This is a genomic window from Pseudomonas sp. MF6751 (genome assembly GCF_016613265.1).
Taxonomy (GTDB): domain Bacteria; phylum Pseudomonadota; class Gammaproteobacteria; order Pseudomonadales; family Pseudomonadaceae; genus Aquipseudomonas; species Aquipseudomonas fluorescens_BV.
Map to the genome: position 1 here is coordinate 115,388 of NZ_JAENSV010000002.1, position 21,971 is coordinate 137,358.

Below are 21,971 nucleotides of genomic sequence, written 5' to 3' on the forward strand. Positions count from 1 at the left end.
GGGTATTTTTTCAACAGGCTGTTGCGGCTATTGCAGCATCAGGCCAGTTTTTTATGACGCACACGGTGCGGCTGGGCAGCGGCCTCACCCAAGCGCTTCTTGCGGTCGGCTTCGTACTCGGTGTAGTTACCTTCGAAGAACACCGCTTGGGAGTCATCTTCGTATGCCAGGATGTGGGTCGCGACGCGGTCAAGGAACCACCGATCGTGAGAGATCACAATGGCGGCGCCCGGGAAGTCCAGCAGGGCTTCTTCCAGGGAACGCAGGGTTTCAACGTCGAGGTCGTTGGACGGTTCGTCGAGCAGCAGGACGTTGCCGCCCTCTTTCAGGGTCAGGGCCAGGTGCAAGCGACCGCGCTCACCACCGGACAGGTCCTTGACGAACTTCTGCTGGTCGCCGCCCTTGAAGTTGAAACGGCCAACGTAGGTGCGCGACGGGATTTCATAGTTGCCGATACGGATCTGGTCAGAACCGTCGGAGATCTGCTGGAACACAGTCTTGCTGCCGTCGAGGTCGTCGCGGCTCTGGTCCACACAGGCCAACTGCACGGTGTCACCGATCTCGATGCTGCCGGAGTCCGGGGTTTCCTTGCCCATCAGCATGCGGAACAGTGTGGATTTACCCGCACCGTTACCACCGATAACGCCGACGATCGCGCCTTTTGGCATGGCGAAAGACAGGTTGTCGATCAGCACGCGGTCGCCATAGCCTTTGGTCACGTTCTTGAACTCGATGACCTTGTCACCCAGGCGCGGACCGGCCGGGATGTAGATCTCGTTGGTTTCGCTGCGCTTCTGGAATTCCTGCGACTGCATTTCTTCGAAGCGTTGCAGACGGGCCTTGGATTTGGACTGGCGGGCCTTGGCGCCTTTGCGCACCCACTCCAGTTCTTCCTTCATGGCTTTTTCGTGGGCCGATTGCTGCTTGGATTCGGCGGCCAGACGGTCGGACTTGGCTTCCAGCCAACCGGAGTAGTTGCCCTCGTAAGGGATACCGGCGCCGCGGTCGAGTTCGAGGATCCAGCCGGCGACGTTGTCCAGGAAGTAACGGTCGTGCGTGATCGCAACCACGGTGCCCGGGAAATCGTGGAGGAAATGCTCCAGCCAGGCGACGGAATCGGCGTCCAGGTGGTTGGTCGGTTCGTCGAGCAGCAGCATGTCAGGGGCCGACAGCAGCAGGCGGCACAGGGCCACACGACGCTTCTCACCACCGGACAGGTGTTCGACCTTGGCGTCCCAGGCTGGCAGGCGCAGCGCATCGGCGGCGACTTCCAGTTGGCGCTCCAGGTTGTGGCCATCGCCCGCCTGCAGGATCGCTTCGAGCTTGGCCTGTTCGGCGGCCAGCTTGTCGAAGTCGGCATCCGGTTCGGCGTAGGCGGCGTACACCTCATCGAGGCGGGCCTGGGCGTCCTTGATCACGCTGACGGCTTCTTCGACCACTTCACGCACGGTCTTGGTCGGGTCCAGGATCGGCTCTTGAGGCAGGTAACCGATGTTCAGGTCCGGCATCGGGCGGGCTTCGCCTTCGAACTCGGTGTCGACGCCCGCCATGATTTTCAGCAGGGTGGACTTACCCGAACCGTTGAGGCCGAGCACGCCGATCTTGGCGCCTGGGAAGAAGGACAGCGAAATGTTTTTCAGGATTTCCCGCTTCGGCGGAACAACTTTTCCCAGCCGATGCATGGTGAAGACGTATTGAGCCATGGTGAACCTAGCGTCAGTGACTGATGAATTAAGCGGACGAAGCCCGTGCCAGGCCATGCGCCGCGCGGGCCTTTGACTATCATCAATGCCAGCGAGCAAAAAAAGCCTGAATGTCTGGGGCTGGAACGCCCCCGCGTAACCGGCAAAGCTACCTGAATGCGCTGGGGCAGTCCAGCCAGGCAGGACTGGCACTTTGCCACAACTCAAGGCATGCTAGCCGCCCTTCGGGCGTCCGGCTTATAGTGCACGTCGCGCGCCAGTCCAGCCAAACCGCAGGATCACAGTTTGTCCAACGTCACGCCGCCCACGCCCTTGCGCGCCGCTCATATTGCGCCGGGAGCGCCCCTGCACGGCACCTTGAAAGGCGCGTTGGCGACGCTTGTCCTGCTGTTGCTCGCCTTGTTGTTCTGGCAACTGCTGGACCAATTGCAGCAAAACCAGAAAAACCAACAGCAATACACCATCGACTACAGTGCCGACCTGGCCGAGCAGATCAGCCAGAGCATGGCCCTGAGCGCGCAGATCGCCCTGAACCTGTTGCCGATTGTCGAGCCGCCGCGCAACCCCGAACAGCAGCAGGCCCTGATGCGCACGTTGCAGCGCTCGCTGCCGGACCTGCGCAGCTTCGCCCTGCTCGCCCCCAGCGGCGCACTGATCAGCGACACTGCCGAAGGCAGCCAAGACAGTGCCCTGCTCGAAGACCTGGTCAAGCGCAGTCACGCCCAGTCCTACTACTTGAGCAACGACAATGACGGCACGGTCATCTATCTGTTGCTGCACCAACCCAGCGGTGGCTCCAAGGTGTACTGGGCCTTGCGCCTGGCGCCCAATTATCTGGCCAACCTCACGCGCCAGGATGTCCAGGGCCAGCGCCCGATGTGGGCGATCGAGAACAGCCTGAACCATCGTGTGGTCAGCCGTGACAGCGGCATGCCGGCGCAGTGGTCCGGCGCCCTGACGCCGGAAGAGTTGAACCGCAGCGTGCTGGTCACGCCGTTGAGCAAAAGCGATTGGCAACTGCGCGGCATGTTTGACCGCAGCGCGGTGTTGGAACAACTACTGCCGGCCTTTATCGGCAAGTGCCTGCTGGGCCTGGCGTTTTCGCTGATCCCGGTGATCGTGCTGCTCAACATGCGCCGCCGCCAACGCCAAGTAAATGAAGGCCGGCGACGCTACCAGGACATCTTCGAAGGCACCGGCGTCGCGTTGTGCGTGTTGGACCTGTCGGGGCTCAAGGCGTTTTGCAACAAGACCCAGGTGCAAAGCCGCGAGCAGTTGCTCGCCTGGTTGCAGGCCAACCCCACGGAGCGCAAGCAACTGCTCAAGGAGTTGCGCGTCACCGAGGTCAACCAGATGGCCGTGCGCCTGCTCAACGTCGCGTCCTGCGAGCAGGCGTGGGAACGCCTGATCGATGATTGCCCGAGCAATGCCACGTCCATCGGCTATCAGGTGCTGGAGGCCGTACTGACCCGGCAAAAACAGCTGGAGCTGGAAATCCAGCTCAACGACGTGGCCGGCAACGAACAGTACCTGTGGCTGGTGATGCGTTTGCCGGAGCAGCAGGATGACGTCAAGGCCGTGATTCTCAGCATCAGCGACATCACCAGCCGCAAGCTGATCGAGTTGTCGCTGGTGGAGCGTGAAAGCTTCTGGTCGGATGTGGTGCGCACCGTGCCCGATCACCTGTATGTGCAGGACGTGATCAGCCAGCGCATGATTTTCAGCAACCACCATCTGGGCCACACCCTGGGCTACAACAAAGCCGAACTGCAGCAAATGGGTGAGTACTTCTGGGAAATCCTGCTACACCCCGAAGACGCCGAGCACTACCATGACGCGCGCGAACAGCAACGCCAGGTCGGCTACACGACCCAACTGCACTGCCAACTGCGCTTTCGTCACCGCAATAACCAGTGGCGCCGCTTCGATATCCGCGAACAGGCCCTGGCCCGCGATACGTCTACGGTGGTCACCCGGATCATCGGCGTGGCCAAGGACATTACCGACCAGATCGAAGCCAGCGAATCTCTACGCGACAGCGAACAGCGCTACCGGATGCTGGCCGAAAGCATCAGCGACGTGATCTGCTCCACCGACAGCCAACTGGCCCTCAATTACATCAGCCCCTCGGTCAACACCGTCCTGGGCTATGACGTGGACTGGGTGTTCAAGAACGGCTGGCAGTCGATCGTTGCCAACCCTCAGCAGTTGACCGGCATTTACAGCCTGATGGAACAGGTCAGCCGCGCCCTCGGCAACCCCGACGCCTTGAACACCTTGCGTGATGAAGTCCAGACCCAACTGTTTCTGTTCGACTGCCTGCGCGCCGACGGGCGCAAGGTGCCGATTGAGCTGCGTCTGGTGCTGGTGTGGGATGAACATGGCGCGTTTGAAGGCGTCCTCGGCGTGGGCCGCGATATCAGCCAGCAACGCCGCGCCGAAAAAGACCTGCGCATGGCAGCCACGGTGTTCGAACATTCCACTTCGGCGATCCTGATCACCGACCCGGCCGGTTATATCGTGCAGGCCAACGAGGCGTTCAGCCGGGTCAGCGGCTATGCGGTGAGCGATGTGCTCGACCAGTTGCCCAATATGCTCACCGTCGATGAGCAGCAGGAAGCCCATCTGCGTTATGTGCTCAAGCAATTGCACCAGCACAGCACCTGGGAAGGTGAAGTGTGGCTCAAGCGCCGCAATGGCGAACATTACCCGGCCTGGGTCGGCATTACCGCGGTGTTCGACGATGAAGGCGACCTGGCCAGCTACGTGTGTTTCTTCAGCGATATCAGCGAGCGCAAGGCCAGTGAGCAGCGTATCCACCGACTGGCCTACTACGACGCCCTGACCCACCTGCCCAACCGCACCCTGTTCCAGGACCGCCTGCACACCGCGTTGCAGTCGGCCGAACGGCAGAAGTCGTGGGTGGTGCTGATGTTCCTCGACCTTGACCGCTTCAAGCCGATCAACGACTCCCTCGGCCACGCGGCCGGCGACCGGATGCTCAAGGAAATGGCCACGCGCCTGCTCGGTTGTGTGGCCGAGGACGACACCGTGGCGCGCATGGGCGGCGACGAATTCACCTTGCTCCTGCAACCACGGGTCAGCCGCGATATGGCGCTCAACCGTGCGATCCATGTGGCCGAGCAGATCCTCGCCAGCCTGGTCAAACCTTTTGTGCTGGAGGGCCGCGAATTCTTCGTGACCGCCAGTATCGGCATCGCCCTCAGCCCGCAAGACGGCAACGAGCTGAGCCAATTGATGAAAAACGCCGACACGGCGATGTATCACGCTAAAGAGCGCGGCAAGAACAACTTCCAGTTCTACCAGGCCGACATGAACGCCAGCGCCCTGGAGCGCCTGGAACTGGAAAGCGACCTGCGCCACGCCTTGGACCAGAACGAATTCGTGCTCTATTACCAGCCGCAATTCAGCGGCGACGGCAAACGCCTGACCGGCGCCGAAGCCCTGCTGCGCTGGCGCCACCCGCGCCGTGGCCTGGTACCGCCTGGGGACTTTATCCCGGTGCTGGAAGAACTCGGGCTGGTGGTGGATGTGGGCGACTGGGTGATCGGCGAAGCCTGCCGCCAGCTCAAGACCTGGCACCAGAACAAAGTGCGCGTACCGAAAGTCTCAGTGAACATCTCGGCGCGGCAGTTCTCCGACGGCCAGTTGGGCACGCGCATTGCCACCATCCTCAAGGACACCGGCCTGCCGCCGGCGTGCCTGGAGCTGGAACTGACCGAAAGTATCCTGATGCGTGAAGTCAACGAAGCCCTGCAGATCCTCGCCAGCCTGAAAAACCTGGGCCTGAGCATCGCGGTGGATGACTTCGGCACCGGCTATTCGTCGCTCAACTACCTCAAGCAATTCCCTATCGATGTGCTGAAGATCGACCGCACCTTCGTCGACGGCCTGCCCTCGGGTGAGCAGGACGCACAGATTGCCCGGGCGATCATTGCCATGGCCCACAGCCTGAACCTGGCGGTGATTGCCGAAGGCGTGGAAACCCATGAGCAGTTGGACTTCCTGCGTGAGCATGGCTGTGATGAGGTGCAGGGTTACCTGTTCGGGCGGCCGATGCCGGCGAATCGGTTTGAGGTGCAGTTCAGTAATGATGCGCTGTTCATGTTCGACTAAAAGTGCTGTGGTGAGTCTGAGGGCCTCTTCGCAGGCAAGCCAGCTCCCACACATTTGACTGTGTGAACCCGATCAAGTGTGGGAGCTGGCTTGCCTGCGATGGGGCCAGTACTGACACCGCCCATCCCCAGATGAGCCCCACTTGTCCGCGACATGATGTCCTTTCATATGCCATCTAAAACCCATTGAGTTAGAATGCCCTCCTTTTCTGCCCCCGATCCTTGAGGACCGCCATGTTCAGCCGTGATTTGACTATTGCCAAGTACGACGCCGATCTCTTCGCCGCCATGGAGCAAGAAGCCGTGCGCCAGGAAGAGCACATTGAGCTGATCGCTTCGGAAAACTACACCAGCCCTGCGGTGATGGAGGCTCAAGGTTCGGTTCTGACCAACAAGTACGCCGAAGGCTACCCAGGCAAGCGCTACTACGGTGGTTGCGAGTACGTCGACGTGGTTGAGCAGTTGGCCATCGACCGTGCAAAAGAGCTGTTCGGCGCCGATTACGCCAACGTCCAGCCACACGCCGGTTCCCAAGCCAACAGCGCCGTGTACCTGGCCCTGCTGCAGGGCGGCGACACCATCCTGGGCATGAGCCTGGCCCACGGCGGTCACCTGACCCACGGCGCTACGGTTTCGTCCTCCGGCAAGCTGTACAACGCCGTTCAGTACGGTATCGATGCCAACGGCCTGATCGACTACGACGAAGTCGAGCGCCTGGCGGTTGAGCACAAGCCAAAAATGATCGTGGCCGGTTTCTCTGCCTACTCGCAGATCCTGGACTTCCCACGTTTCCGTGAAATCGCCGACAAGGTCGGTGCCTACCTGTTCGTCGACATGGCCCACGTGGCCGGTCTGGTGGCTGCGGGCGTTTACCCCAACCCAGTGCCTTACGCTGACGTGGTCACCACCACTACCCACAAGACCCTGCGCGGTCCACGTGGCGGCCTGATCCTGGCACGCGCCAACGCCGAGATCGAGAAGAAGCTCAACTCCGCCGTTTTCCCGGGCGCCCAAGGCGGCCCGCTGGAGCACGTGATCGCGGCCAAGGCGATCTGCTTCAAGGAAGCACTGCAGCCTGAGTTCAAGACCTACCAGCAGCAAGTGGTCAAGAACGCCAAGACCATGGCCAGCGTGTTCATCGAGCGCGGTTTTGACGTGGTGTCCGGCGGTACTGAAAACCACCTGTTCCTGCTGTCGCTGATCAAGCAGGACATTTCCGGTAAAGATGCTGACGCTGCCCTGGGCAAAGCCTTCATCACCGTGAACAAGAACTCCGTGCCGAACGACCCACGTTCGCCGTTCGTCACCTCCGGCCTGCGCTTCGGCACCCCGGCAGTGACCACCCGTGGCTTCAAGGAAGCCGAGTGCAAGGAACTGGCGGGCTGGATCTGCGACATCCTGGCCGACCTGAACAACGAAGCCGTGATCGACGCGGTACGTGAGAAGGTCAAGGCCATCTGCAAGAAGCTGCCGGTATACGGCGCTTGATGGCAGTTGCGTGAATAAGAAGCCCGGCTCATGAGCCGGGCTTTTTTATGCCGATTTCAATTTGAAACAGGGTCAAGTGTGGGAGCTGGCTTGCCTGCTCCCACATTGGAGTGCATTTCAAGCCGGGTTTATTGGTAGACCCGCTCAAAGCCTTGGCGAATCTTGTCTTCGGGCAGCTCATCGGCAATAAACACAATCACACTTTCGCGCACTTCGCCTTCGGCCCATTCGGTGTCCCAGTCGAAACCGTAAAGCTTCAGCACGCCCTGGAACACCATGCGTCGATCCTCTCCGGCAATGTTCAACACGCCTTTGTAACGCAGCAGTTGCTTGCCATGGTCTTCCAGCAGTTCGTTCATGAACTCGCTGAGACGATCGATATCCAGCGGCTGGTCGGTGCGCAGCACCAGGCTGGAAATACGGTCGACCGAAGGCGCTGCACTGACCGGGCGCAGGCTCATGCCGGCGTTGAGGTTGAAGCCGCGCACATCCAGCAATTCGGCCAGGTCAATCTTGCCGTGATCCACCACACGAATCGGCGCACGCCGGTTGATGCGGGTGAGGCGCTGGCTGAGGGCGTCGAAGCTGGCGTCGTCTACCAGGTCGCGTTTGCTCACCAACAAGCGGTCGGCAAAGCCGATCTGGGCCTGGGCGATGGTCTGGGTCAGATGATGCTCGGCGTGGGCCGCATCCACCAGGGTGATGATGCCGTCGAGGATATAACGCTCGCGCAGTTCTTCGTCGATGAAGAAGGTCTGGGCCACCGGCGCGGGGTCGGCCAGGCCGGTGCATTCGATCACCAGCCGGTCGAAGGCGATCTCGCCGCTGTCCAGGCGTTCCAGCAACAGGTACAGGGCTTTGGTCAGGTCGGTGTGGATGGTGCAGCACACGCAGCCGTTGGACAGGGTCATGACTTGCACCGGCTCGTCGCCCAAGAGCTGGGGGTCGATACCGGCGTCACTGAATTCGTTCTCGATCACGGCGATTTTCAAGCCGTGTTCGGCTTTGAGCAGGTGGCGCAGCAAGGTGGTCTTGCCGGCGCCGAGGAAGCCGCTGAGGATGGTGACGGGGATGGGAGAGGACACAACTGTTCTCCTGATAATTGAATGAACACAAAACAAAAGTGGGAGCAAAGGCCCCTGTGGGAGCTGGCTTGCCTGCGATGCAGACAACTCGGTGTTTGCGTCAGACCGAGGTGATGCTATCGCAGGCAAGCCAGCTCCCACAGAAAGCCCTGCTCCCACAGGGGTATCGCATTGGCCCGCGTTACCGGGTCAGCAGCACTTGGGCCCACCCTTGCCGCCGTAACGGGCTTCCTGGCGTTCCCGGAAGAACGCCTTGTAGTCCATCACCGGCTTGTCCGGGTGTTTGGTTTGCATATGCTCGACGTAGGTGTCGTAGTCGGGCATGCCGACCATCAGGCGGGCGGCCTGACCGAGGTATTTACCGAGGCGACTGATGTCATTGAACATGTCTGCAATCCTCGTTATGCGTCCGGTACAGCCTGGAACGGGGCTTCTTTATCCGTACGCTCTTTATTGCCCCAGGCGGCGACGCCGACTTTGAGCGCATAGAACAGGATGCTGAACACCACGAACAGGAACAGCGCCGTCAGCGTTGCGTTGGTGTAGGCGTTCCAGATCACGTGCTGCATCTGGTCGATGCTCTTGGCCGGCGCGAGGATCTGGCCGTTAGCCAGGGCATCGCTGTATTTCTTGGCCAGCGACAGGAAGCCGATCGCCGGGTTAGCGTCGAACAGCTTGATGAAGCCTGCGGTGGTGGTGCAGATCAGCAGCCAGACAGCCGGCAGCATGGTCACCCAGATGTAGCGCTGACGCTTCATTTTGATCAGCACAACGGTCGCCAGCATCAGCGCGATACCGGCCAGCATCTGGTTGGAGATACCGAACAGCGGCCACAAGGTATTGATGCCACCCAGCGGGTCGATCACGCCCTGGTACAGCAAGTAACCCCACATCGCCACGCAGCCTGCGGTAGCAATCAGGTTGGCAGTCCACGACTCGGTGCGTTTGAGCGCAGGCACGAAGGAACCGAGCAGGTCTTGCAGCATGAAACGACCGGCGCGGGTACCGGCATCCACTGCCGTAAGGATGAACAGCGCTTCGAACAGGATCGCAAAGTGGTACCAGAACGCCATGGTGTTTTCACCTGGCAGCACGCTGTGCAGGATCTGTGCGATACCTACCGCCAGGGTCGGCGCACCGCCGGCACGGGCCAGGATGGTGGTTTCGCCGATATCGTGGGCCACTGCAGAGAGCGCCTCAGGCGTAATGGCAAAGCCCCAACTGCTGACCGTCTGCGCCACGGTGACCACGTCGGTGCCGACAATGGCAGCCGGGCTGTTCATGGCGAAGTACACGCCAGGCTCGATCACCGAGGCGGCAACCATCGCCATGATGGCCACGAACGACTCCATCAGCATGCCGCCGTAACCGATGTAACGGGCATGGCTTTCACTGGCCAGCAGTTTGGGCGTGGTGCCCGAGGAGATCAGCGCATGGAAGCCCGAGACCGCGCCACAGGCAATGGTGATGAACAGGAACGGGAACAGGCCGCCCTTCCACACCGGGCCAGTGCCGTCGATGAACTGGGTGAGTGCCGGCATTTTCAGGTCAGGCATGGTGACCAGGATGCCAATCGCCAGGGCGATGATGGTGCCGATTTTCAGGAACGTCGACAGGTAGTCGCGGGGCGCCAGAATCAGCCACACCGGCAGCACAGCGGCCACGAAACCGTAGCCGATCAGCATCCAGGTGATCTGGATGCCGGTGAAGGTGAACGCCTTGGCCCACACCGGATCAGCGGCAATCTGCCCGCCCAGCCAGATCGAACCTAGCAGCAACAGCACGCCGATGATCGAGATTTCCCCGATGCGGCCCGGGCGGATGTAGCGCATGTAAATGCCCATGAACATCGCGATCGGGATGGTCGCCATCACCGTGAAGATGCCCCATGGGCTCTCGGCCAGGGCCTTGACCACGATCAGCGCCAGCACCGCGAGGATGATGATCATGATCAGGAAGCAGCCGAACAGCGCGATGGTCCCCGGAATGCGGCCCATCTCTTCGCGAACCATGTCCCCCAGGGAACGGCCGTTGCGACGAGTGGACAGGAACAGGACCATGAAGTCTTGCACCGCACCGGCCAGCACCACCCCGGCAATCAGCCAGAGGGTGCCGGGCAGATAGCCCATTTGCGCCGCCAGCACCGGGCCGACCAACGGGCCTGCACCGGCAATCGCCGCAAAGTGGTGACCGAAAAGAATGTGTTTGTTGGTCGGTACATAGTCCAGACCATCGTTGTTGACCACCGCAGGGGTTGCCCGCCGGGGATCGAGTTGCATCACGTTGTTGGCGATGAACAGACTGTAGTAACGGTACGCAACCAGATAGATGGCCACAGCAGCGACCACAATCCACAAGGCGTTGATCGCCTCGCCGCGGCGCAAGGCCACTACGCCCAGGGCGCACGCTCCTACAATTGCCAGCACCAGCCAGGGTAAGTGGCGTAGCAGGCTATTATTATTTTTCATTTTTATATTCCAGCCAGGGTGGACAGAAAGGACAGCCAGCCCGAGTTTAGCGCTACTGGCCTCAAAGACCAGCCCCCTACGTTGGTCTAGAGCCTTCAACCGTTAAAAAAAGCCGAAATAAACGCCCCTTGATGGCCCCGGGCTACACTCCTCCCATTCACAGAGGGCTTTACCATGACCGAACATGCGTCTGAACGTCGCCGTTTTCGCCGGATCGCCTTCGATGCCACGGCCGAACTTCGGCAAAGCGGCAGCGAATGGCCGGTAAAACTGGTGGATTTATCACTCAAGGGATTGCTGGTGGAACGGCCTGACAACTGGAAGGGGAATAAAGCGCTGCCCTTTGAGGTAGACATACGCCTGGACCAGAAGACGCATATAAAGATGCAAGCGCGGCTGACCCATGAAGATCAGGGTCAATTGGGCTTTGTGTGCAAACACATTGATCTGGACTCGATCAGCCATTTGCGTAGGTTCGTTGAGCTGAACCTGGGTGATGAGCAAGAACTGGAGCGCGAGCTGGGCGCCCTGCTGGAGATCTGAAAACACACATCAATCAAATGTGGGAGCAGGCAAGCCAGCTCCCACAGGGGTTCAGCAGTGTTGCGGATTATTCGAACAGGGCATCCAACGCCTGCTCCAGCCTCGTCACAGCAATGATCTGTAACCCCGGCGGCGCCTCCTTCGGCGCATTGCCCTTGGGCACAATCGCCCGTTTGAAACCATGCTTGGCCGCTTCCTTCAAGCGCTCCTGCCCACTCGGCACCGGGCGCACTTCGCCCGACAACCCCACCTCGCCAAACACCAGCAAGTCATGGGGCAACGGCCGGTTACGCAGGCTGGACATCACCGCCGCCATCAACGCCAGGTCGGACGCAGTCTCCAGCACCTTGACCCCGCCCACCACGTTAAGGAACACATCCTGATCGTGGGTCGGAATGCCGCCATGTCGGTGCAGCACCGCCAGCAACATCGCCAGGCGGTTCTGGTCCAGGCCCAATGTGACCCGTCGTGGGTTTGCCAAGTGGCTGTCATCCACCAGCGCCTGGACTTCCACCAGCATCGGCCGGGTGCCTTCCCACGTCGCCATCACCACACTGCCCGGGACCTCTTCCTGAGCGCGGGTGAGAAAAATCGCCGAGGGGTTAGAGACTTCTTTCAGCCCCCGGTCGGTCATGGCGAACACACCCAGTTCGTTGACGGCGCCAAAGCGGTTCTTCACCGCCCGAAGCAGGCGCAGGCGACCGTCGGATTCCCCTTCGAAATACAACACGGTGTCGACCACGTGTTCCAACACCCGTGGCCCGGCCAGTGCGCCTTCCTTGGTCACGTGGCCGACCAGGAAGATCGCCGTGCCGCTCTGCTTGGCGTAACGCACCAACAGCGCGGCGCTTTCGCGCACCTGGGACACGCCGCCGGGTGCCGATTGCAGTTGTTCGGTGAAAATCGTCTGGATCGAGTCAATGACCATGACTTTGGGCTTTTCGACGCGCGCCGTGGCGATGATGCTTTCGATGCAGGTTTCGGTCATGACCCGCAACTGGTCCTGGGGCAAGCCCAGGCGCCGGGCACGCATGGCCACTTGCTGCTGGGACTCTTCGCCGGTGACATACAGCGCAGGCATGCGGCTGGCGATGCTGCACAGGGTTTGCAGCAGGATCGTGGACTTGCCGATGCCAGGGTCACCGCCGATCAGCACCACCGAGCCGTCCACCAGACCACCGCCCAAGACCCGGTCCAATTCGCCGGAGGCGGTGGAAAAGCGCGGGATCTCTTCGACGCTGACTTCGGCCAGGGTCTTGATCTGCGCCTGTTGCCCGGTCCAGCCGGCACGGCCGGTGGGGGCCGCGGCACCGCCACTCTCGATCATGGTTTCAGTCAGGGTGTTCCACGCGCCGCATTCGGAGCACTGGCCCGCCCATTTGGGAAAGGTCGCGCCGCACTCTGTGCAGCCGTACATGCGCTTGGCCTTTGCCATATGAGAACCTCCAACCGAAAAACCGCGATGATAGCTCAGCGCGACGCCGGGGTCCGGATTTCGCCCTTGGCTAAACGTGAAGCACTGTTACCCACGGGGTCCTCGGCGTTCAGGTCTGCACCTTTGGCTTGCAGCGCCCCCAACAACTCGACGCGTTTGAACAGCCCGGCGTACATGGCGGCGGTCTGCCCTGCGCCGTTGCGTTGGTCGGGGTTGCAGTCGGTGGCCAACAGGCGCTGGGCGATTTTCAGCTCGCCTTTGAAGATGGCGCCCATCAACGCTGTGTTACCGCGTTTATCCTGGACGCAGGCGTCGGCGCCGGCATCCAGCAGGCGCTCCACATACGGGCCCTGGCCGTGATAAGCAGCCAGGATCAACGCGGTGTAGCCCTTGTCATCCTGGGCATTGAGGCCGTAGCCGGACTCTATGAAGGTGTTGAGCATGTCGAGGTCGCCACGACGGGCAGCGTCGAAATAGTAGTCCTGCAACTGCGCCTTGAGCGCCACCGGGTCGGGGGACTCGGCATGAGCGGCAAAGGCCAGCATGACCATCAGTAAACCGATAGAGATACGCATAGGGTGTTCTCCTGCCAAAGGTCGACGCCCGTGAAGGCGCCGACCGCAACCAACGAATCAGTCAGTCAGTTTTTCCGCCAGCGCCTTTACGCGAGCCAGGTCGCCCTTGGCGACCTTGGCCACGCCGGTGCCGTATTCCGGATCCGCCTTGTAGAGGAACGACAAGATGATGTGCTTGCTCTCGTCATCGGTGGTGGCCAATGAGCCGCCAAAGTTGTTGATCAGGTCTTCGCGCTCTTTCTTGGTGTAGGAGCGGTACAGGTCACCGGCCTGCTTGAAGTTCTGCTCACGCTGGATCTTGGCCTGCTGGGTGCTGCCCGACAGCGGCGACTGGCTGTAGCGTGCGGCTTGCGGCTCTTCGCGGGGCAACAGGCGGCTTGGCTGGTAGTTGACGCCGGTGGTGGTCTTGCCGACGTTCATCGCGCCGTCCTGGTTGCCGTTGTTGACGGTGACCCGTGGAGCGTTGATCGGCAACTGCAAGGCGTTCGCGCCCAGGCGGTACATTTGCGTATCGGCGTAGGAGAACACGCGCCCCTGCAGCAAGCGGTCTTCCGACGGCTCGATACCCGGTACCAGGTTGGCCGGGGCCATCGCGACTTGCTCGGTTTCCTGGAACACATTGGCCGGGTTGCGGTTCAGCACCATTTGCCCGACTTTGCGCTCGGGCACATTCGGCCAGATCTTGGTGGCATCCAATGGGTCGAAATCAAACTTGGCCAGGTCTTCAGGCTTGAGCACCTGCACATACAGGTCCCACTTAGGGAAGTCGCCTTTGTTGATGTGCGTGACCAGATCATTGGTCATATGGCTGTAGTCACGCCCCTGCACCTCGGTTACTTGCTTGGGATCAAGGTTCTTGATGCCCTGCTGGCTCTTCCAGTGGAACTTGACGTAGTGCACTTCGCCTTTGGCGTTAATCAACTTGTAGGCATGTACGCCGTTGCCGTCCATTTCGCGGTAACTGGCAGGGGTGCCGGAGTCCGAGTACAACTCGGTCAGTGTACGGGTGGACTCTGGAACATGGGAGAAGAAGTCGAAACGGCGCGAGTCATCGTCCAGGTTAGTGCGTGGGTCCGGTTTAAAGGCATGAACCATGTCCGGGAACTTGATGGCATCCCGAATAAAGAACGTGGGGAAGTTATTACCGACCAGGTCCCAGTTACCTTCAGCGGTATAGAACTTGGTGGCGAAGCCCCGTGGGTCACGCAGGGTTTCCGGGGAGTGGTTGCCATGCACCACGGCCGAGAAGCGTACGAACACTGGCGTGGTTTCACCGGCGGCGAACACTTTGGCCTTGGTCAGGTCGCTGAGGTTGTCGGTCACGGTGAAGGTGCCATGGGCGCCCGTGCCGCGTGCATGCACTACGCGCTCTGGGATGCGTTCGCGGTCGAAGCGCTGCAGTTTCTGGATCAGTTGCACATCTTGCAGCAGCACCGGGCCATTGGCACCGGCGGTCTGGGAGTTCTGGTTATCACCGACGTTGGCCCCGTTATCGCGGGTCAGGTTGGCGGCTTGTACGGAGAGGGAAAGCAGGCTGGCGGTCACCAGTACCAGCGCGTGTCGCGCCGACACGGGCCTGCGGCTGATTGGAGTGTTCATCGAGGTTTCCTCTGGTTTTTTTAATGCACATTCAGTTGTGCTTGCCAGAGGCTAGTGACCTATGAGTCAGAAGATAAATAGAAAAACACCACAGGCCCGATTAAGAAAAAAATCTGGTAACCCGCTGAAATAGCGGCTAATTCGCGCGCGACTAGTGGCACTTTGCAAACTATTTGCGATTTGATGTGTCGATAAAAACCGACAGTGTTAACAGTTGTTTCGAGCAAGCGCTGTTCGACTGAATTACACTGACCTCCACCCTCCTCAACTGTAACAAGGAATAACCTATGGGCGTGATCAGTGAGTTCAAGGCCTTCGCGGTCAAAGGTAATGTGGTCGACATGGCCGTCGGTATCATCATCGGTGCTGCCTTCGGCAAGATTGTTTCCTCATTTGTAGGCGACGTGATAATGCCTCCCATCGGCCTGCTGATCGGTGGCGTGGACTTTGCCGATCTGGCCGTCACGCTCAAGGCAGCACAGGGTGATGTACCCGCTGTTGTGCTGGCTTACGGCAAGTTCATCCAGAGCATCATCGACTTTATAATCGTCGCGTTTGCAATCTTCATGGGCGTGAAGGCGATCAACCGTCTGAAGCGCGAAGAAGCCGTGGCCCCAAGCCTGCCGCCGACGCCAAGCAAGGAAGAAGTGCTGCTGGGCGAGATCCGCGATCTGCTCAAGGCACAGAACAACAAGCCGCTTTAACCTGCGGATGCAAAAAAGGCGCCTCGCAAGGCGCCTTTTTTCTACCAATAATTTTCTACCGCCACCTGGCCAGGCCGTCGGCTCAGGCTCAGTTGCATGTCCCGCTGCTTGAGCAACTGGCGCGTGTCATCGACCATCTGCGGGTTGCCGCAAATCAGTACACGCGAGTCCTGCGCCGTCAGCTCCACGCCGGCGGCCCGCTCCAATTCGCCATTTTCGATCAAGGCCGTAATACGCCCATTCAACGCGCCCGGATGCTGCTCGCGGGTGACGATGGGAATGTAGGTGAGCTTGTGGGCGTACTCGGCCAGGTACTCGCGCTCACCCAGCGTGTCGATCAGCGACTGGTAGGCCAGTTCCTTGGCTTCCCGGGCGCTGTACACCAGGATGATGCGCTCGAATTTCTCCCAGACTTCGAAGTCCTGCAGGATCGACAGGAACGGCGCGACGCCCGTTCCGGTTCCCAGCAACCACAAGTCACGCCCGTCGACAAAGCGGTTGAGGGTCAGAAACCCGGTGGCCTGGCGCTCGACCAGCAAGGTATCGCCCACCTTCAGGCGGCTCAGTTCACTGGTGAACTCACCATCGGGGACCACGATGGAAAAGAAATCCAGATGCTCGTCAAACGGCGAAGACACGATGGAATAGGCACGCCAGACGGTGCTGCCATCCGCCTTGGTAACGCCCAGGCGCACGAACTGGCCGGCGGTAAAACGAAAACCGGCATCGCGGGTGGTGCGCAGGGTGAACAGGCTGGGGGTCAGCGATTGCACATCGAGCAGGGTCTGGCGGGTAAATTTCTCAGCACTGGCCGTCATGGGGGGCTCCGTTTTGCACAGGCCGTTAGTGTCCCTCAAAACAGACCGCGCAAACACTGATGATTGGTACTGGCTTTGCAATCGCTCAAGGTTCACGCGGCTGGCCTGCGCGTTTTTTAACCAGTCCAAGAGGCAAGCCACGGGCTCCACACTGGCACTAATTATTTGGCTATTAACGCGCCCCGAATACCTCACTAGATGAAACTGCACTTAAAGAGACATCACTTTGATACTACCTTCAAGACATTAAAAATATTGAAAAAAAGATACCTGCCAAGCGCTCTTATACAAAGCTCCAAACCTTGTACAAAACCGGCCAACTAGACAAATCCTGCAAGTAAAATATTTTTCAGACTCTTCTGCAGGACTTGCCCTACACTTGTTTTCGAGCTGCATTGGGGGATCAGGACGTACCCAGGTTACACAGACACCTATGGAGAGTCACAGATGGTCAATTGGCATAATATCCGGCTGCCCAAGCTGGACGGCGAAAGTGAAATCACCAGTGTGTTTGAGATGGTGATAAACCACACCTATGAGCTAGGTTTTGAATATTGCTCCTTTACCATGAGTTCCCAATCACACAGTACCCAAACAGAACCCATTCTATTCAATAACTACCCAAATGAATGGCTTAGCATTTATAAACAAGCGCACTTTTTCGATGTAGACCCCGTTGTAACCCACTGTAAAACCTCGGTACTGCCCATTCTCTGGGAGCCAAAAACCTTTGCCAACACCCCCAGGCTTTGGGAGTTGGCCCAGTCATGCGGGGTGCATTTAGGCTGGACCCAAGCCGTGCATGACTTCCAGGGTGTATTCAGCATGCTGACCCTGGTTCGCAGCAAGGGCGAGGTCAGCCCTGAAGAGCTTTACGAAAAAGCCGGCCAGGTGTTGTGGCTTTGCCATGCGATGCATGCGGTCGTCGCGCAGAAGTACGCCGACGCACCCGACATCAAAGCGCCCAGCAAATTGACTGCCCGGGAAACAGAAATCCTCAAGTGGTCTGCGATGGGCAAGACCGCCTCCGAGATTGCCGCGATTCTTTGCCTGTCCGAGCGCACGGTGGGGTTTCATATCAGCAGTACCTTCAAGAAACTGGGCGTGCATAACAAAATCCAGGCGGTGTTGCGCGCCGCTAAAGCCGGGCTGTTCTAGCCCACACAAAACACCGCATGTCATCGCGTTGAAAAAAACGTAACATTTACGGCCAATTCTGAGTGTTGAGGGTGCGCTTTCCACGGTTGCCCCGCCGTTCGCTCAGAAGGTCCGTCGATTACCCAGAGCCTTGCCCAGCCATGCCCCTGCTTGACAGCCCTTTCGCCCAGCTCGACCTGATTCGTCAGCCGGAGCAACACAATGATCCGCTGCAAGCCTTCGATGCCGCCGACGAATACCTGCTCAGCCACCTCGCCGCGCAACAGCCCACTGCCGCCACCCGCGTGCTGGTGCTCAATGACAGCTTCGGCGCCTTGGCAGCCAGCCTTCAAGGCCAGGTGCAAGTGACCTCCAGCGGTGACTCGTTCCTCGCCGCTCAGGGCCTGGAAAAAAACCTGGTGCGCAACGGCAAGTCCTTTGATGCCGTGCCCTTCATACCGGCCAGCCAGTTCGCGACCGGGCCGTTCGATCGCGTGTTGATCCGCGTGCCGAAAACCCTGGCGTTGCTGGAAGAACAACTGATCCGCCTGCAAGGGCAACTGGCGCCCGGCGCCGAGGTGATCGCAGGCGCAATGGTCAAGCATTTGCCACGGGCTGCGGGCGAGTTGCTGGAGCGTTACATCGGGCCCATGCACGCCTCATTGGCGGTCAAAAAGGCGCGGTTGCTGATTGCCAGCGTCGAGCAGCGCCCTGCAGCGGTCTCGCCCTACCCGACCCGCTATACCCTGGATGCGCCGGTCATCGAGTTGTTTAACCACGCCAACGTGTTTTGCCGCGAGGGCCTGGACATCGGCACCCGTGCCTTCCTGCCGCACCTGCCAAAAAACCTGGGCAGTGCACGCGTGGCGGACCTGGGCTGCGGCAACGGCGTACTGGCGATTGCCAGCGCCCTGAAGAATCCCGACGCGCACTACACCTTGGTGGATGAGTCGTATATGGCAGTGCAATCGGCCGCCGAAAACTGGCAAGCCGCCTTGGGTGAACGGGACGTCAGCGTACGTGCCGACGATGGCCTGGCCGGCCAGGAGGCGCAATCGCTGGACGTGGTGCTGTGCAACCCACCGTTCCACCAACAACAAGTGGTGGGCGACTTCCTCGCCTGGCGCATGTTCCAGCAGGCACGCGAAGCGCTGGTGGTCGGCGGAGCCCTGTATATCGTCGGGAATCGTCACCTGGGCTACCACAGCAAGCTGGCGCGGTTGTTCCGTGGTGTCGAGCAAGTAGCGGCCACGCCCAAGTTCGTCATCCTCAAGGCGCGTAAATAAAAAGCCCTGCTTTTCGATCAAGAAAAGCAGGGCTTTTTCGTAGGAGCGAGCTTGCTCCTACACCTCAGCGGAACATCAGTGGGTGCTCAGGCCTGCCGCATTCATGAACATGCGCATCAGGCTAGCCACCACGAACAGGGCCAGCACGCTGCCGGTCCAGATCATCGCCAGCCACCCCAGGCGCCGCCACAACGGCTGCTTCTCGGCCTGTTCAATTTCGTGCAACGAAGGTTTTGACATGTTTCACCCCTCCTAGTGATAGCCGTCTTCGTGGGTGACCTTGCCGCGGAACACGTAGTAGCTCCAGAAGGTATAGCCCAGGATAAACGGGATGATGAACAGCGTGCCCACCAGCATGAAGCCCTGGCTTTGCGGCGGCGCGGCGGCATCCCAGATCGACACGGACGGCGGGATGATGTTCGGCCACAGGCTGATCCCCAGCCCGCTGTAGCCGAGGAAAATCAGCACCAGCGTCAACAGGAACGGCGTGTAGTGCGCGTTACGTGCCACAGCGCGGATCAGCCCGTACATGGTGACCAGCACCAGGATCGGCACCGGCAGGAACCAGAACAGGTTCGGCAAGGTGAACCAGCGCGACGCGATTTCCGGGTGGGTCAGCGGCGTCCAGATGCTGACGATGCCGATCACCGCCAACACCACGAAGGCCAATGGCCGCGCCAGGTTGTGCATCTGCTCCTGCAACTTGCCTTCGGTCTTCATGATCAGCCAGGTGCAGCCGAGCAAGGCATACGCCACGATCAGCGCCACTCCGCAGAACATCGTGAAGGGTGTGAGCCAGTCCAGTGAACCGCCGGCGAACTGGCGATCCACCACCGGAATACCGTCGATAAAGGCGCCCAACGCCACCCCCTGGAAGAAGGTCGCCGCCAGCGAGCCGCCAATAAACGCCTTGTCCCACAGGTGACGCTTGTGGTCCTTGGCCTTGAAGCGGAACTCAAAGGCTACGCCGCGGAAGATCAGCCCGATCAGCATCAGGATCAGCGGCAGGTACAGCGCCGACAACACCACGGAATAGGCCAGCGGGAACGCGCCGAACAACGCCGCGCCCCCGAGTACCAGCCAGGTTTCGTTGCCGTCCCACACGGGCGCCACGGTGTTCATCATCACGTCACGGTCGACTTTTCCCGGAATAAACGGGAAAAGAATGCCGATCCCCAGGTCGAAGCCGTCCATGACCACGTACATCATGATGCCGAAGATGATGATCACGGCCCAGATCAGCGGAAGATCAATGCCCATCTCAATTCCCCTTGTGCTGGATGTGGTCGTGGTCGTTATCACTGCCATCGTCGGCAGCAGACAACGGACGCGCGGGGGTGCGTTTCTGGCCGGGGCCACCGTCAGCTGGCTCGGTACTGTCGTGGGTCACGGGGCCTTTGCGCACCAGGCGCATCATGTAGCCCAGGCCCGCGCCGAACAGCGCGAAGTACACCACCACGAACAACACCAGGGTAATGGTCATCTGCGTCAGGCTATGCCCGGAGGAGGCATCCGCCGTGCGCATCAACCCGTAGACCACCCAGGGCTGGCGACCGATTTCGGTGGTGAACCAACCGGCAAGAATCGCAATCAGGCCAGACGGGCCCATCCACAGCGCCAGGTACAGGAACGGTTTGGACGTGTACATCTTGTCGCCCCGGCGCAGCCACAGGCTGAACAGACCGGTGAAGATCATCAGGAACCCCAGGCCGACCATGACCCGGAACGACCAGAACACAATGGTGGAGTTGGGACGGTCCTCAGGCGGGAACTCCTTGAGCGCCGGCACCTGCTTGTCCAGGGAGTGAGTCAGGATCAGGCTGCCCAGGTACGGAATCTCGACCGCGTATTTGGTTTTCTCGGCTTTCATGTCCGGCCAACCGAACAAAATCAGCGGCGTGGGCTCGTTGCCGATATTTTCCCAGTGGCCTTCAATCGCGGCGATCTTGGCCGGCTGATGCTTGAGGGTATTGAGGCCGTGGAAGTCGCCGATCACCGCCTGGATGGGCGCAACGATCAGGGCCATCCACATCGCCATCGAGAGCATTTTGCGGATCGCCGGGTTGTCCTTGCCGCGCAGTAAATGCCAGGCCGCCGACGAGCCGACGAAGAACGCCGTGGCAACGAAAGCAGCCGTGGCCATGTGCATCAGGCGGTAGGGGAACGACGGGTTGAAGATCACCGCCAGCCAGTCGGTCGGTATTACGCGGCCATCGATGATTTCAAAGCCCTGGGGCGTCTGCATCCAGCTGTTGGAGGCAAGAATCCAGAACGTGGAGATCAACGTACCCACGGCCACCATCACCGTGGCGAAGAAGTGCAGCTTGCGCCCCACCTTGTTCCAGCCGAACAACATCACGCCCAGGAAACCGGCCTCGAGGAAGAAGGCCGTGAGCACTTCGTACGTCAGCAACGGCCCGGTGACGGCACCGGCGAAGTCCGAGAAGCGGCTCCAGTTGGTACCGAACTGGTACGCCATGACCAGGCCCGATACCACACCCATGCCGAAGTTGACGGCAAATATCTTCGACCAGAAATGGTAGAGGTCACGGTAGGTGTCGTTGTGGGTCTTGAGCCACAAGCCCTCCAGCACCGCAAGGTAACTGGCCAGGCCGATGGTGATCGCCGGGAACAGGATGTGGAATGAGATGGTGAACGCGAATTGAATTCGGGCGAGATCTAGCGCCTCCAAACCGAACATAAGTCTTCCTCTGTCAGGTAATACCGGCTGCTGGCTGGGAGCCTGCACCCACTGCCCCCACGGATATGGAGTGTGGCGAATTTCAATTCGTTTCTTTTATTACCCATCGCGTGGGGAATCTGGCCTTTCGACCGCCAGAACAATCCCGGGGCAGGTTTTGATCTGGATCAAGCATCGTTGAAAGAGTAGTCCCATTTTTGCTGTAGGACTGTGTGGTCTTTTGCCGCGTGACAGCTTGCCTCAGCTCAGTTCTTGCAACTATTTGTTACAGCTTGATGCTAATCTCGCCATTC

Annotated in this window: 17 protein-coding genes; 6 read left to right on the forward strand and 11 right to left on the reverse strand. The window is 59.9% G+C overall.

Translation table 11 applies throughout. The features are described from left to right. Positions 1–38 precede the first annotated feature (38 nt). Positions 39–1,703 carry an energy-dependent translational throttle protein EttA gene (gene ettA / locus JJD66_RS02330; RefSeq protein ID WP_014720011.1) on the reverse strand — a complete coding sequence of 555 codons (1,665 nt, stop codon included), beginning with the start codon at positions 1,701–1,703 and terminating at the stop codon, positions 39–41. 285 nt (positions 1,704–1,988) lie between these two features. Between ettA and JJD66_RS02335 the strand changes: the two genes are divergently transcribed. Next, a complete protein-coding gene (locus JJD66_RS02335) occupies positions 1,989–5,840 on the forward strand; it encodes a sensor domain-containing protein (protein WP_200647528.1) in 3,852 nt (1,283 codons plus the stop codon). Positions 5,841–6,073: 233 nt separating this feature from the next. Continuing rightward, entirely contained in the window at positions 6,074–7,327 is a 1,254-nt protein-coding gene (glyA, locus tag JJD66_RS02340; protein ID WP_003194304.1) for a serine hydroxymethyltransferase, read from the forward strand. A gap of 128 nt (positions 7,328–7,455) precedes the next feature. On the opposite strand, the gene yjiA is transcribed toward glyA, so the two are convergent. From yjiA to JJD66_RS02355, 3 genes are all read right to left on the reverse strand, one after another. After that, a complete protein-coding gene (gene yjiA / locus JJD66_RS02345; protein ID WP_200647529.1) occupies positions 7,456–8,412 on the reverse strand; it encodes a GTPase in 957 nt (318 codons plus the stop codon). A gap of 189 nt (positions 8,413–8,601) precedes the next feature. Continuing rightward, positions 8,602–8,799: a YbdD/YjiX family protein gene (locus JJD66_RS02350; protein ID WP_003194308.1), complete on the reverse strand. Its 198-nt coding sequence runs from the start codon at positions 8,797–8,799 to the stop codon at positions 8,602–8,604. A 14-nt stretch (positions 8,800–8,813) separates the two neighbouring features. Beyond that, positions 8,814–10,880 carry a carbon starvation CstA family protein gene (locus JJD66_RS02355; protein WP_003194310.1) on the reverse strand — a complete coding sequence of 689 codons (2,067 nt, stop codon included), beginning with the start codon at positions 10,878–10,880 and terminating at the stop codon, positions 8,814–8,816. 174 nt (positions 10,881–11,054) lie between these two features. Here JJD66_RS02355 and JJD66_RS02360 point away from each other — a divergent pair, with 174 nt between their 5' ends. Beyond that, a complete protein-coding gene (locus tag JJD66_RS02360; RefSeq protein ID WP_198715350.1) occupies positions 11,055–11,423 on the forward strand; it encodes a PilZ domain-containing protein in 369 nt (122 codons plus the stop codon). A gap of 67 nt (positions 11,424–11,490) precedes the next feature. On the opposite strand, the gene radA is transcribed toward JJD66_RS02360, so the two are convergent. From radA to katB, 3 genes are read right to left on the reverse strand one after another with little or no spacing between them, the layout of a single operon-like run. After that, positions 11,491–12,858 carry a DNA repair protein RadA gene (gene radA / locus JJD66_RS02365; protein WP_200647530.1) on the reverse strand — a complete coding sequence of 456 codons (1,368 nt, stop codon included), beginning with the start codon at positions 12,856–12,858 and terminating at the stop codon, positions 11,491–11,493. A 35-nt stretch (positions 12,859–12,893) separates the two neighbouring features. After that, positions 12,894–13,433: an ankyrin repeat domain-containing protein gene (locus tag JJD66_RS02370; RefSeq protein WP_105228587.1), complete on the reverse strand. Its 540-nt coding sequence runs from the start codon at positions 13,431–13,433 to the stop codon at positions 12,894–12,896. Positions 13,434–13,490: 57 nt separating this feature from the next. After that, positions 13,491–15,032 (reverse strand): catalase KatB, encoded by a 1,542-nt coding sequence (katB, locus tag JJD66_RS02375; RefSeq protein WP_198715351.1) that lies wholly within the window; start codon positions 15,030–15,032, stop codon positions 13,491–13,493. A 287-nt stretch (positions 15,033–15,319) separates the two neighbouring features. Here katB and mscL point away from each other — a divergent pair, with 287 nt between their 5' ends. Then, a complete protein-coding gene (gene mscL / locus JJD66_RS02380) occupies positions 15,320–15,736 on the forward strand; it encodes a large-conductance mechanosensitive channel protein MscL (RefSeq protein WP_014720019.1) in 417 nt (138 codons plus the stop codon). 41 nt (positions 15,737–15,777) lie between these two features. On the opposite strand, the gene JJD66_RS02385 is transcribed toward mscL, so the two are convergent. Then, a complete protein-coding gene (locus JJD66_RS02385; protein WP_200647531.1) occupies positions 15,778–16,554 on the reverse strand; it encodes a ferredoxin--NADP reductase in 777 nt (258 codons plus the stop codon). A 447-nt stretch (positions 16,555–17,001) separates the two neighbouring features. Here JJD66_RS02385 and JJD66_RS02390 point away from each other — a divergent pair, with 447 nt between their 5' ends. Together JJD66_RS02390 and JJD66_RS02395 are read left to right on the forward strand one after the other, a co-directional pair. Further along, a complete protein-coding gene (locus tag JJD66_RS02390) occupies positions 17,002–17,712 on the forward strand; it encodes a helix-turn-helix transcriptional regulator (RefSeq protein ID WP_200647532.1) in 711 nt (236 codons plus the stop codon). Between the two features lie 140 nt (positions 17,713–17,852). Beyond that, the gene (locus JJD66_RS02395) at positions 17,853–18,977 is read left to right on the forward strand and encodes a methyltransferase (protein ID WP_200647533.1); all 1,125 of its coding nucleotides are present in this window, start codon (positions 17,853–17,855) and stop codon (positions 18,975–18,977) included. 75 nt (positions 18,978–19,052) lie between these two features. On the opposite strand, the gene JJD66_RS02400 is transcribed toward JJD66_RS02395, so the two are convergent. The 3 genes from JJD66_RS02400 to JJD66_RS02410 are packed head-to-tail and all read right to left on the reverse strand — an operon-like array spanning position 19,053 to position 21,678. Further along, positions 19,053–19,217 (reverse strand): DUF2474 domain-containing protein, encoded by a 165-nt coding sequence (locus JJD66_RS02400; RefSeq protein WP_003194328.1) that lies wholly within the window; start codon positions 19,215–19,217, stop codon positions 19,053–19,055. A gap of 12 nt (positions 19,218–19,229) precedes the next feature. Beyond that, a complete protein-coding gene (gene cydB / locus JJD66_RS02405; protein ID WP_014720024.1) occupies positions 19,230–20,237 on the reverse strand; it encodes a cytochrome d ubiquinol oxidase subunit II in 1,008 nt (335 codons plus the stop codon). A 1-nt stretch (position 20,238) separates the two neighbouring features. Continuing rightward, positions 20,239–21,678 (reverse strand): cytochrome ubiquinol oxidase subunit I, encoded by a 1,440-nt coding sequence (locus JJD66_RS02410; RefSeq protein ID WP_198715354.1) that lies wholly within the window; start codon positions 21,676–21,678, stop codon positions 20,239–20,241. Positions 21,679–21,971 lie beyond the last annotated feature (293 nt).

What these genes read in the sequence shown, in the direction of transcription:
- ettA (WP_014720011.1), bottom strand. Translation starts at nt 1,703, where the DNA reads ATGGCTCAATACGTCTTCACCATGCATCGGCTGGGAAAAGTTGTTCCG.
- glyA (WP_003194304.1), top strand. Translation starts at nt 6,074, where the DNA reads ATGTTCAGCCGTGATTTGACTATTGCCAAGTACGACGCCGATCTCTTC.
- JJD66_RS02350 (WP_003194308.1), bottom strand. Translation starts at nt 8,799, where the DNA reads ATGTTCAATGACATCAGTCGCCTCGGTAAATACCTCGGTCAGGCCGCC.
- JJD66_RS02355 (WP_003194310.1), bottom strand. Translation starts at nt 10,880, where the DNA reads ATGAAAAATAATAATAGCCTGCTACGCCACTTACCCTGGCTGGTGCTG.
- JJD66_RS02360 (WP_198715350.1), top strand. Translation starts at nt 11,055, where the DNA reads ATGACCGAACATGCGTCTGAACGTCGCCGTTTTCGCCGGATCGCCTTC.
- radA (WP_200647530.1), bottom strand. Translation starts at nt 12,858, where the DNA reads ATGGCAAAGGCCAAGCGCATGTACGGCTGCACAGAGTGCGGCGCGACC.
- JJD66_RS02370 (WP_105228587.1), bottom strand. Translation starts at nt 13,433, where the DNA reads ATGCGTATCTCTATCGGTTTACTGATGGTCATGCTGGCCTTTGCCGCT.
- katB (WP_198715351.1), bottom strand. Translation starts at nt 15,032, where the DNA reads ATGAACACTCCAATCAGCCGCAGGCCCGTGTCGGCGCGACACGCGCTG.
- mscL (WP_014720019.1), top strand. Translation starts at nt 15,320, where the DNA reads ATGGGCGTGATCAGTGAGTTCAAGGCCTTCGCGGTCAAAGGTAATGTG.
- JJD66_RS02385 (WP_200647531.1), bottom strand. Translation starts at nt 16,554, where the DNA reads ATGACGGCCAGTGCTGAGAAATTTACCCGCCAGACCCTGCTCGATGTG.
- JJD66_RS02390 (WP_200647532.1), top strand. Translation starts at nt 17,002, where the DNA reads ATGGTCAATTGGCATAATATCCGGCTGCCCAAGCTGGACGGCGAAAGT.
- JJD66_RS02395 (WP_200647533.1), top strand. Translation starts at nt 17,853, where the DNA reads ATGCCCCTGCTTGACAGCCCTTTCGCCCAGCTCGACCTGATTCGTCAG.
- JJD66_RS02400 (WP_003194328.1), bottom strand. Translation starts at nt 19,217, where the DNA reads ATGTCAAAACCTTCGTTGCACGAAATTGAACAGGCCGAGAAGCAGCCG.
- cydB (WP_014720024.1), bottom strand. Translation starts at nt 20,237, where the DNA reads ATGGGCATTGATCTTCCGCTGATCTGGGCCGTGATCATCATCTTCGGC.
- JJD66_RS02410 (WP_198715354.1), bottom strand. Translation starts at nt 21,678, where the DNA reads ATGTTCGGTTTGGAGGCGCTAGATCTCGCCCGAATTCAATTCGCGTTC.